This window comes from Actinoplanes octamycinicus, from assembly GCF_014205225.1.
GTDB classification, from domain to species: Bacteria; Actinomycetota; Actinomycetes; order Mycobacteriales; family Micromonosporaceae; genus Actinoplanes; species Actinoplanes octamycinicus.
The window spans coordinates 5,965,699-5,977,172 of the sequence record NZ_JACHNB010000001.1; the positions used below are offsets into that span (position 1 = coordinate 5,965,699).

An 11,474-nucleotide genomic window follows, 5' to 3' on the forward strand; every position below is an offset into this window, starting at 1 on the left:
CTTAAGGTCCCGTTTCAAATCGACGCATGTCACTGCTCGGTGAAGGGACCGCACATGCGCCCGTACCGATGGGGATCCACCGCCTCCGCAGCCCTGCTCGCCGCCGCCCTCCTGACCGCGCCCGCCCCAGCGGCGGCGCACCCGATCGATCCCAGCAACTTCCAGCAGGTCACCCTGGCCAAGGGCGAGCCCGAGGTGGGCGAGCCAATGAGCCTCGCGGTGCTGCCGGACCGCTCGGTCCTGCACACCGCCCGAAACGGAACGCTGCGCCGGACCGATGCGTCCGGCACCACCGCCGTCGTCGGGACACTCCCCGTCTACTCCCATGACGAGGAAGGTCTGCAGGGCGTCGGGGTGGACCCGGGGTTCGCCACCAACCGGTTCATCTACCTCTACTACGCGCCGCCGCTGAGCACCCCGGCCGGCGACTCGCCGGACGCCGGCGCGGACTACTCGGTCTGGCAGGGGGTCAACCGGCTGTCCCGGTTCACCCTGACCGCCGACTGGAAGCTCAGCGCCGAGAAGACCGTCCTCGACGTGCCCGCCTCGCGCGGCATCTGCTGCCACGTCGGCGGCGACATCGACTTCGACGCGGCCGGCAACCTCTACCTGTCCACCGGCGACGACAGCAACCCGTTCCAGTCCGACGGGTACTCGCCGCTGGACGAGCGGGCCGACCGCAACCCGGCCTTCGACGCGCAGCGCAGCGCCGGCAACACCAACGACCTGCGCGGCAAGATCCTCCGGATCAAGGTCAACACCGATGGTTCGTACGCGATCCCGTCCGGCAACCTGTTCGCGCCCGGGACGGCGGGGACCCGGCCGGAGATCTACGCGATGGGCTTCCGCAACCCGTTCCGGCTCAGCGTCGACAAGGCGACCGGCGTGGTCTACGTCGGGGACTACGGACCGGACGCGGGCGCCACGTCCAGCCGCGGGCCGGGCGGGCAGGTCGAGTTCAACCGGATCACCGCGCCGGGCAACTTCGGCTGGCCCTACTGCACCGGCACGAACACCGCGGCCGAGACCTACGCCGACTACAACTTCGCCACCGGCTCGGTCGGCGCGAAGTACGACTGCGCCGGCGGCGCGACCAACAACTCGCCGCGCAACACCGGCCTGGGCAAGCTGCCTCCGGCGAAACCCGCCTGGATCCGGTACGGCGGCGACGCCGGCTCGCCGCCCGCCTTCGGCACCGGTTCGGAGTCGCCGATGGGCGGACCGGTCTACCGGTACAACGCCGCGAATCCGTCGACCACCAAGTTCCCGCAGGATCTGGACGGGCACTTCTTCGCCGGGGAGTTCGGCCGCGGCTGGATCAAACCGATCCACGTGGGCACCGACGGCTCGGTGGGGGAGATCTCGAACTTCGCCTGGAACGGCAAGCAGGTGATGGACATGGCGTTCGGCCCGGACGGCGCGCTCTACGTCCTCGACTACGGCACCGGCTACTTCAACGGCGACGCCAACTCGGCGCTCTACCGCTACGACTACGTGGGCGGCGGCAACAAGGCGCCGACCGCGGTGGCCTCGGCGGACAAGACCTCCGGGCAGGCGCCGCTGACGGTGAACTTCTCGTCGGCCGGCTCCTCCGATCCGGAGGGCGGCGCGCTCAGCTATGCCTGGAAGTTCGGCGACGGTACGACGTCAACCGCTGCCAATCCGGCGCACACGTACACCAGCAATGGCACGTACAACGTCACGCTCACGGTGACCGATCCGCAGGGCGCGACGGGCAGCGGTGGGGTGCAGATCGGCGTCGGGAACACCGCGCCGACCGTCACGATCAGCACCCCGGCCAACGGGCAGCTGGTCAGCTTCGGCGACACCGTGCCCTACACCGTCACGGTCAGTGACCCGGAGGACGGGTCGGTCACCTGCTCGCGGGTGAAGATGACCTACGTGCTCGGCCATGACCAGCACGGGCACCAGATCACCTCGGCGACCGGCTGCTCCGGCTCGATCACCATCCCGGTCGACGGCGAGCACGACTCGGCGGCGAACATCTTCCCGATCTTCGACGCGGAGTACGCCGACAACGGCGGGCTGATCACCCACAAGCAGCACGTCCTGCAACCGCGGCACCGGCAGGCCGAGCACTTCAAGACCTCGTCCGGGATCAACACCTTCAGCAAGCCGGAGGCCGAGGGCGGCAAGACGGTCGGCGACATCAACAACGGCGACTGGATCGCGTTCGAGCCCTACACCATCGCGAACGCCAAGACCTTCAGCGCGCGGGTCTCGTCCGCCGGGGCCGGCGGCACGCTGCAGATCCGGGCCGGTTCGGCGACCGGGACCGTGCTGGGCAGCGCGACCGTGCCGGTGACCGGCGCGTGGAACGTGTTCACCGACGTCAGCGGCACGATCACCAACCCGCCGGCCGGCACCACCACGCTCTACCTGACCTTCGCCGGCGGCACCGGGGCGCTGTTCGACCTGGACGCGTTCACCTTCACCACCGGCGGCACCGGCCGGGTGGTCGGCTTCGCCAACAAGTGCCTGGACGTCAACGGCGGGGCCAGTGCCGACGGCACCAAGATCCAGCTCTGGACCTGCAACGGCTCCGGCGCACAGACCTGGCAGATCAGCGGCCAGGTCTGGCGCAACCCGCAGTCCGGCAAGTGCCTGGACGTGGCCGGTGGCGCGACCGCCAACGGCACCAAGGTGCAACTGTGGACGTGCAACGGGTCCGCGGCGCAGAACTGGGTCGCCTATCCCGACCGGACGGTCCGCAACCCGCAGTCCGGGCGCTGCCTGGACGTCTCCGAGGTCAAGTCCGACGACGGACAGCAGATCCACCTCTGGGACTGCCTGGCCGCCGCCAACCAGCTCTGGAGCCTGCCATGATCCGCATCCTGCTCAGCGCGGTGCTGGCCGCGGCCTTCGTGCCGACACCCGCGGCCGCTGCCGACACCCCCTACGACGTGCTCGTCTTCTCCAAGACCGCCGGGTTCCGGCACGACTCGATCGCGGCCGGCACGACCGCGATCCGCGAGCTCGGCGCGGCGAACAACTTCACTGTCACCGCCACCGAGACCTTCCCCGCGGACCTGTCCCGGTACGAGGCGGTGGTCTTCCTGAACACCACCGGCGACGTGCTGGACGCCGCCCAGCAGACCGCCTTCGAGTCCTACATCCGGGCCGGCGGCGGCTACGTCGGGGTGCACGCGGCCGCCGACACCGAGTACGACTGGCCGTTCTACGGCGAGCTGGTCGGCGCCTGGTTCGCCTCCCATCCGGCGATCCAGCAGGCCACGGTCAAGGTGGAGGACCGGGCGCAGGCGGCCACCGCGCACCTGCCGCAGGCGTGGATCCGCACCGACGAGTGGTACAACTACCGGACCAACGCCCGCAGCACCGCGCACGTGCTGGCCAGCCTGGACGAGGGTTCCTACGCCGGCGGCGGGATGGGCGCCGACCATCCGCACGTGTGGTGCAAGACGGTCAGCGCCGGCCGATCGTTCTACACCGGCGGCGGGCACACCATCGAGTCGTACTCGGACGCCGCCTTCCGGGCCCACCTGCTCGGCGGCATCCGCTACGCGGCGAACCGCAGCCACGCCGACTGCCGCCCGGAGACCGGGTACACCACGCTCTACAACGGCTCGACGGCCGGCTGGTCGCAGGCCGGGCCGGGCGGCTTCGGCAACGCCGACGCGACGCTCTCGTCGACCGGCGGGATGGGGCTGTACTGGTACTCCGCCAAGCAGTTCACCAGCTACTCGCTGAAGCTGGACTGGCGGATGACCGGCGACGACAACTCCGGGGTGTTCGTCGGCTTCCCGGCCTCGCCGGACCCGTGGTCGGCGGTGAACAACGGCTACGAGATCCAGATCGACGCGACCGACGCCGCCGACCGCACCACCGGGTCGGTCTACACCTTCAAGGGCGCCGACGCGGCGGCCCGGGACGCCGCGCTCAACCCGCCCGGCGAGTGGAACGGCTACGAGATCCGGGTCGAGGGGGAGCGCCTGCAGGTGTTCCTCAACGGCGTGAAGATCAACGACTTCACCAACACCGATCCGGTACGGTCGCTGGCCGGCTACGTCGGCATCCAGAACCACGGCGACGCCGACCACGTCGCGTTCCGCAACGTCCGGATCAAGGAGCTCGGCACGCCGTCGCGCACCGGCCCGGTGGTCGGCTTCGCGAACAAGTGCCTGGACGTCAACGGCGGCGGCAGCGCCGACGGCACCAAGATCCAGCTCTGGACCTGCAACGGCTCCGGCGCGCAGACCTGGCAGATCAGCGGCCAGGTCTGGCGCAACCCGCAGTCCGGCAAGTGCCTGGACGTGTCCGGCGGCGGCACCGCCAACGGCACCAAGGTGCAACTGTGGACGTGCAACGGCTCCGGCGCGCAGAACTGGGTGGCCGGCGCCGACCGCACGGTCCGTAACCCGCAGTCGGGCCGCTGCCTCGACGTCTCCGAGGTGAAGTCCACCGACGGCCAGCAGATCCACCTCTGGGACTGTCTGGGCGCCGCGAACCAGCTGTGGACCGTTCCCTGACGCTTCGGCGGGAGTGCTCACGGCCGCTTCGCGGTCGTGAGCACTCGGCGGTCCGCGGCGGCTCCCGGCTGCCCCCTCGCCGAGCCAGCCGGACCAGGCTGGTCAGGCTCGGTCGCCGGGGAACCGGACGGATCCGTCTTCCGCCACCTGCCCACCCCAGTGCTGCACGACGCCGCCGTCCATGGCATTGCCCCATCCGAGCGGAATCACGGTGAGCAGGTCGCGAGCGAGCGCGGCGGCTGTCGGATCGGACCCGACGCCCGCGATCGTCTGCAACAGAGGGATGGCGTCAGTCATCTTCTGCACGATGGCGGGGATGACCGCGACTGTCGCGCCGCCCGCCTCCGCGAAGGACTCGAAGCCGTGCTCCGGCTCGTACCCACCCCACCAGTCCGCCACCACGGACAGGGCGACACACCGCGGCTCACCGGGATACTCCCTGGCGATGAACAGCAAGATGTCCACCATGGCCAGCGCGGCTGGGTACAGGGAGCCTCGGTGGTCGTTGCCGACGGCGCAGCGCACCATCGTCCCCGCGTCGCTCCAGTCCTTGGGGTTCGGCGCGAGGACGGCGCGCAGTGCCGCCAAGATGTTTTTCTCGTTGCCAGCACGGGACTCCGGCCACGGGAAAGCCGCCCAGCGCACCTCTTGACCCAGCGGGCGACCGTCGTGCAGGAACACGTCTGGCCGTCTTCGAAAAGCACCCCTCACGCACCTACTGTCGCATCGGCTGGTAGCCGCCCGGGGAGCTGCAGGGCGGGAGGCGCGCAAGCAGCTTCACATTCTGCAAGCATTTTCAGACTTCGTCACGAAATTCGTCACCGGCACCACAACTTCACTCCTTCCAGCGGCACTCTGCCGGCGCATGCCACTAGGCCATGCCGCCACTTCGACTCGCCGCGCGTTGGTGGTCCGGTGCTGTGCACGGTGGATCTCGCCATGGTGAGGGGCGATGGAGTGGCGACCGTCTCATCGAAGCCGCCGCGATGTCGATACCACTGTCAATGAGCTCGGCCTATCGGCATCCGTGAATGCCGATACATGACGTTCACTTGCATGTCATGAAAAAACTTGCAGAGCACCGGGCCTATTCCACTATGGTCGATCAGCGCGGCCGCATCTCGCCGCCCGGCCGCGACGACGGCCGCGACACCGCCGTCGCGCCCCGTCCAGGACCTCTGCACCCCGCCCGAGCAACTCGCGACGAGCGTCAGGTGCCCTGCACGCCGATGACGTTCGATCGTCCCGGGTGCGCTCGCCGCCAGAAAGGAAAGCCCATGAACATGTCACGCGTGCTGCGTAGTGTGCCGATGATGGCCACGGTGCTCATCGCCGCTCTGGGAGGCCTCACGGCTCCCGCCAGCGCCAGCCCTCTCCCGGCCGGCACGGGTACGCCGGTGCTGCACTTCAACGCCGACGGAAGCACCTCGGTCGACGGCGTCATCGAGTCCGGCCATGCGGTCACCATCGACTTCGACCCGGCTCGCCTGCCGCACTGCCGCGGCACGGACGAGTACGGAGACTCCTGGGGCATCTCCGTCCAGTACCGCATCGACGGTGGCGACCTGCGCGTCTACCCGGTCACCGAAAGGGTGACCGCGGACGGCAAGGACACCACGGTCAGGAGCCTGGGCACCGTGCAGCTGCGCCCGGACACCCAGCACCTGCAGATGTGGTTCGTCAACCAGGACCGCACCGGTTGCCACGAGGAGGACACGAACCACGGCGCGAACTACGAGTTCGACATCAGCCAGCCGCCGGTGCTGGCGCGCGCCACCTACCGGGCCGACTGGTCCGAGACCCTGACCGGCTCGCTGCGTAAGGGCGGCGCGCTGGTGATCGACTACGACCCGGCCCGGCTCCCGCAGTGCCGCGCCACCTACCGGGGCTACCCGGCTTGGGACATCACCGCCTTCTACCGCTTCGACGGCGGCTCGGTGCGGTCCGCCGTGGTGAACCAGGGTGACGAAGTCATCCCGTTCCGCATCGACGTCCCCGCCGACGCCCAGAAGATCGAGACGTGGTTCAAGATCGCGAATTACTACGCCCAGTGCTCGGCGTACGACTCGGACTACGGGAAGAACTACACCTTCGCCATCAACTGACTCGAGCAAGCACCGGGCCGGGCGGTGGCACCGCCCGGCCCGGTGCCGGCCAGTCAGCACAGGTCCTTGGGGCGCCATGCCGGGCCGGTGTGCGGCAACGCTTCCGAGCGGCTGCTTCCATTGTTGTGGCGCGACGTGAAGAACTACGTTTGACCGCCGGTTCAATGCCATGCGGAGGGCGGCTTCATGACGAACGGCGCGGACGAGTCCGATCTGGCCGACGATCCGAACGAGCTGACCGTGTGGTTCGAGCGCCTCGACCCCCTTCAGGTCCGCACCTACGATGACGCGCCGATCCGGGACGACTACAGCAATATCTACTTCGTGGGCACCGGCAAGTCGCGTGCTCACGCGGGCCGGCCAGGGCGGCGCCCCGATTGCATCCCCGCGGACGCACCAGCGCATTGGTCCCATGATCTGTGGGCGGGCGAATTGCCTCCTGCGATTCCGCGATGTGCCGACTGCGCGAAAAGGCATCCGCGGCCGTCCCCGAGTGCCTCCCGCTGACCGTGGAACCATCAGATGGTGACCATGGCCCCTACGGCTCGTGGTCCGCCGTGCCGCCCGTGAGTAAGGTCCGCCGTGCCGCCCTCAAGTAAGGTCCGCGGTGCCGCCCGTCAGTGAGGATGACGATGTCGAATACCAGTCGGCCCGGCACGGGCCCGGCTCTGCGGGATGCCGGACCGGCGGCAACCGGTTTCTCGGCCGCAGCCGTCACCGTGCTCGGCGTCGTGGCGGTACTGGCGGTCACGCTGGATCAGCTCGTCAAGGCGCTGTCGACTGACAGGTTGACCGAGAACGAGCCGGTTCGTACCCTCGGCGGCCTGGTCTATCTGTGCCTGTGGCGCAACAGTGGTGCGGCGTGGAGTGTCGGAAGCCGGCACACCTGGATGTTCACGCTGGTGGCGGTTGCGGTCGTCGGCTGGATCGGCTGGGTCGCGGTGCGCCTTCGCTCGAAGCCGTGGGCGGTCGCGCTCGGTCTGGTGCTCGGCGGGGCACTGGGTAATCTCGGCGATCGGCTGTTCCGCGATCCGGGCGTGCTGCGGGGGCACGTGGTCGACATGATCAGTCTCTTCGGGCCGGACGCTCAGTACTTCCCGGTCTTCAACGTCGCCGACATGTGCCTGACGGTCGGTGTGGTCCTGGCGGTCGTGCTCGAGCTGACCGGACGAGCCCGTGACGGCTCACGCCGGCAGCCGACCGGATGACCTCCGGCACGTGTCGCCCGCTCCGATACTCCCCTTTTGTTTGATCCATTGACATTCATTACGGGCGGATGACAACGTTGTAAGCAATAGATCTCAACGGATCGATGGGGAGATGCTGTTGCGCGATCTCGTCCTCCGGAGGGTCGCCGCGGCGACCGTCCTGACCCTGGTGCCCGGCGGCCTGGCGCTGATCCCGTCCACGTCCGCCCAGGCCACCCCGGGGCACAGGCACCCGGCAAGCGTCGTCTCCGGCGACGCCCGCTTCCAGATCCTGTCGCCGACCCTGATCAGGACCGAGTACGCGACCGGCGGCCGGTTCACCGACACCGACACCTTCACCGTGATCGGCCGTGACGACTTCGCGCCGGTCCGCTTCACCCAGCGGGTGTCGCGCGGCTGGCTGACCATCGACACGGGCGCTGCCACCCTGCGCTACCGGGTCGGTTCCGGTCCGTTCACCGGGGACAACCTTTCGGTACGCCTCAAAGCCGGCCGCCAGACGGTGACCGCCGCGCCGTGGGCCGGCAAGGGCGCGCCGGACTGCGTGGCCGGAGCCCTGTGCGAGGCCGAGGACCTCGCGCTCACCGGGCTCGGCACGGCCACCGACCACCGGGACTACACCGGTCAGGGCTTCGCGGCCGGGTTCGAGGGCACCGGCGCCTCGGTCGCCTTCGCGGTCACCCCGGCCGCCGCGGGCGGGCAGCAGCTGACCGTCCGCTACGCGAACAGCACCGGCGGGGACGGGCAGAACGTCACCCGCACGCTGACCGTCACGGTCGACGGGGTCGCGGCCGGGACGCTGAGCCTGCCGCCGACCGGGAACTGGGACACCTGGGCGCTCGCCTCGCTGCCGCTGACCCTGAGCGCCGGCCGGCACGAGATCCGCGTGGTGCGCACCGCGAGCGACTCCGGCAACGTGAACGTCGACAGCCTGGCGGTGCTCGCGCCGGGCGCCGCCTATCCGGCTCCGACGCCGGCCGGGCCGCTGCCGTGCGCGTTCGGCGCGGTGTGCGAGGCGGACACCGGGACGGGCGCCGGTGGGGCGAAGCTTGCCGACGACCACAACGGGTACTCCGGCGAGGGCTTCCTGGCCGGGCTGGAGCGGGCCGGCGCCGGGACGGCGCTGACCGTAACCGGGGTGCCGGCCGCCGGGACCTACCAGGTGCAGCTGCGCTACGCCAACGCGCAGGCCGGCAGCCAGCCGGTGCAGACGCGGACGATGACGGTGACGGCTAACGGCGCGGCTCCGGTCACCGCCACGCTGCCGCCGACCAGCGGGTGGGACTACTGGCGTACCGAAAAGGTCCTGGTGCCGTTGAACGCGGGCACGAACACGGTGACGCTGGGCTGTCCGACCGACCAGAGTTGCAACGTCAACGTGGACACCGTGGCGGTCGCCGACCGGACGGCGCCGCTGCTGGCGCCGCACGCGCCGCTCGGTGGGTACCGGCGCGGGCTGGACGGCGTCAACGGCGGCGCGCGGACCTTCGCCGGGCTGCTCTACCAGGACGGCTGGTCGCTGCTCGACGACTCCGGGGCCGGGCAGGACGGCTACGTCTTCGCCTACGGGCAGGACTACCGGCGGGCGCTGCGCGAACTGTCCACCCTGACCGGGCCGACCAAGCTGCTGCCGAAGTGGGCCTACGGCGTCTGGTACTCGGAGTACTACGACCGGACCGCCGCCGAGTTCCAGGACATCGTGACCCGGTTCCAGACCGAGGGCGTGCCGCTGGACACCCTGGTGGTGGACACCGACTTCAAGTCACCGGACCGGTGGAACGGCTGGGAGATCGACCCGTCCCGGTTCCCGGACTGGACCGCCTTCGCGACCTGGCTGCGGCAGCGGGGCGTGCACACCGGGCTGAACATCCACCCGAGCATCCTCGGCTCCGACCCGCACTTCGCCGGAGCGCAGCAGATCGCCAAGGGCAAGCTGCAGCGGACCGGGTGCAACAGCGGGCCGGACTGCTACGTGTTCGACTTCGGCGACCCGGACCAGCTCGCCGCGTACTTCTGGCTGCACGACCAGATGGGCGCGACCGGGGTCGACTTCTGGTGGCTGGACTGGTGCTGCGACGGCTCCCGGGGCCTGGACGCCCTGATCAACAAGGCGTACGCCGACAAGACCGGGTTCGCCTTCTCCCGGGCGTACGGGTCGCTGCAGGCCGGTGGCTACGGCAACCCGGGGGAGGTGGCCATCGGTCCATGGGCGGAGAAGCGGAACACCCTGCACTTCACCGGCGACACCATCTCCAACTGGGAGACGCTGCGGTTCGAGATCGGCTACACGCCCGGTGAGTCGGCGGCGACCGGGCTGGCCGCGATCAGCCACGACATCGGCGGGCACACCGGCGGGCTGCAGGAGCCGGGCAGTGAGCCGGGCAGCACCAAACTCCCGGACGACCTGTACGCGCGGTGGGTGCAGCTGGGCACCTTCCAGCCGATCGACCGGCTGCACTCGAACCACAGCGACCGGCTCCCGTGGCAGTACGGCCCGGCCGCCAACGCCTCGGCGAAGAAGTTCCTCAACCTCCGGAAGAAACTGCAGGGTTACACGTACGCCGCGGCGGCCGAGGCGACCCGCACCGGCACCCCGATCGTCCGGGCCATGTACCTGGCCTACCCGGGCGAGCAGGACGCCTACGCGACGGCCGGCAGCCAGTACCTGTACGGGCCGGACCTGCTGGTCGCCCCGGTGACCACGCCGGGTGCGACCGCGACCACCACGGTCTGGTTCCCGCCGGGCAGCACCTGGACCGACTACTTCACCGGCAAGCGGTACGCGGGCGGCACCACCGCCGCGGTCACCACCACGCTGGACACCATGCCGGTCTTCGTCCGCTCCGGCGCGAAGATCCGGTGACCCCGGCGGGCGGGTGGCGCCCGCCACCCGCCCGCCGCTCCGGCCTCCCAGGTGGGCGAGCCGTAGGTCGCCGACGCCGTATGCTCCTCCGGATAATGATCTTGGCTGACACCTGGCCTGCACCTGAGGACACCGGATGAGCGTGGCATCACCGAACCGACCGAGCCCGCGCCGCGCGTTCGTCGAGGGTGTCAAGCTCTACATCGGCCCGGTGCTGCTGTTGACCCTGCTGGCCGGGCTCGGCTTCGCCTCGAAGAGGGTCGATCCGGACAAGGCCGGCTGCCACGCCGACCTCGACGCGATCGCGGCCATCCGGGCCGAGCCGGTGTTCCGGCAGCACCCGAAGTCGACCGACCTGGACGAGCCGACCGAGTCCCTGAGCTGCGGCACGGTCAGCTCCGCCGCCGACGACGGTTTCCCGTTGCTGGCGGCCGGCCAGGTCAGCGCCCACCTGACCGGCTCGCCGGCCGGAGTCGACGTGCCGGGCTTCTACGCCGACCTCGCCGAGCGCTCCGGCTGGCGTCCGAGCCCGAGGCCCGGGGGACTGTACTCGGCCACCAAGCCCGCCGGCGGCTGTTCCTGGTGGTTCGTCCTCCAGCCCGCGGACCGCGGCTACCAGCTCACCGTCCGATACCAGCCGGCCGGCCTCCGCGACGAGACCTGCGCCTGGGAGGACGGCGACGCGGTGCTCATCCCCCTCGTCCCGAAGAACTGAGAAGGACCGTCGGCGTCACCGCCGGGGCGGTGAGCGTCGCGGAGAACTACACCCCGGTCGAGTTCGACGGCTTCG

At 70.1% G+C, this 11,474-nt stretch carries 8 protein-coding genes; 7 read left to right on the forward strand and 1 reads right to left on the reverse strand.

What is annotated here, in order from left to right:
• Window positions 1-54: 54 nt before the first annotated feature.
• Entirely contained in the window at window positions 55-2,847 is a 2,793-nt protein-coding gene (locus BJY16_RS26190) for a ricin-type beta-trefoil lectin domain protein (protein WP_185042218.1), read from the forward strand.
• Window positions 2,844-4,508: a ThuA domain-containing protein gene (locus BJY16_RS26195; protein ID WP_185042219.1), complete on the forward strand. Its 1,665-nt coding sequence runs from the start codon at window positions 2,844-2,846 to the stop codon at window positions 4,506-4,508. Before BJY16_RS26190 ends, BJY16_RS26195 begins: the two co-directional genes overlap by 4 nt.
• A gap of 102 nt (window positions 4,509-4,610) precedes the next feature.
• Here the strand turns inward: BJY16_RS26195 and BJY16_RS26200 are convergent, their stop codons facing one another.
• Window positions 4,611-5,189, reverse strand: a complete 579-nt coding sequence (locus tag BJY16_RS26200; protein ID WP_185042220.1) for a hypothetical protein — start codon at window positions 5,187-5,189, stop codon at window positions 4,611-4,613.
• 596 nt (window positions 5,190-5,785) lie between these two features.
• Here BJY16_RS26200 and BJY16_RS26205 point away from each other — a divergent pair.
• The 5 genes from BJY16_RS26205 (at window position 5,786) to BJY16_RS26225 (ending at window position 11,399) form a co-directional block, all read left to right on the forward strand.
• Window positions 5,786-6,613, forward strand: coding sequence for a DUF6209 family protein (locus tag BJY16_RS26205; RefSeq protein ID WP_185042221.1), 828 nt, complete (start codon window positions 5,786-5,788; stop codon window positions 6,611-6,613).
• A gap of 186 nt (window positions 6,614-6,799) precedes the next feature.
• Window positions 6,800-7,120, forward strand: coding sequence for a hypothetical protein (locus BJY16_RS26210; RefSeq protein ID WP_185042222.1), 321 nt, complete (start codon window positions 6,800-6,802; stop codon window positions 7,118-7,120).
• A gap of 125 nt (window positions 7,121-7,245) precedes the next feature.
• On the forward strand, window positions 7,246-7,821 hold the full coding sequence (gene lspA / locus BJY16_RS26215) for a signal peptidase II (protein WP_185046676.1): 576 nt from the start codon (window positions 7,246-7,248) through the stop codon (window positions 7,819-7,821).
• Window positions 7,822-7,933: 112 nt separating this feature from the next.
• Window positions 7,934-10,684, forward strand: coding sequence for a TIM-barrel domain-containing protein (locus BJY16_RS26220; RefSeq protein WP_185042223.1), 2,751 nt, complete (start codon window positions 7,934-7,936; stop codon window positions 10,682-10,684).
• Window positions 10,685-10,820: 136 nt separating this feature from the next.
• On the forward strand, window positions 10,821-11,399 hold the full coding sequence (locus BJY16_RS26225; protein ID WP_185042224.1) for a hypothetical protein: 579 nt from the start codon (window positions 10,821-10,823) through the stop codon (window positions 11,397-11,399).
• Window positions 11,400-11,474: the final 75 nt, after the last annotated feature.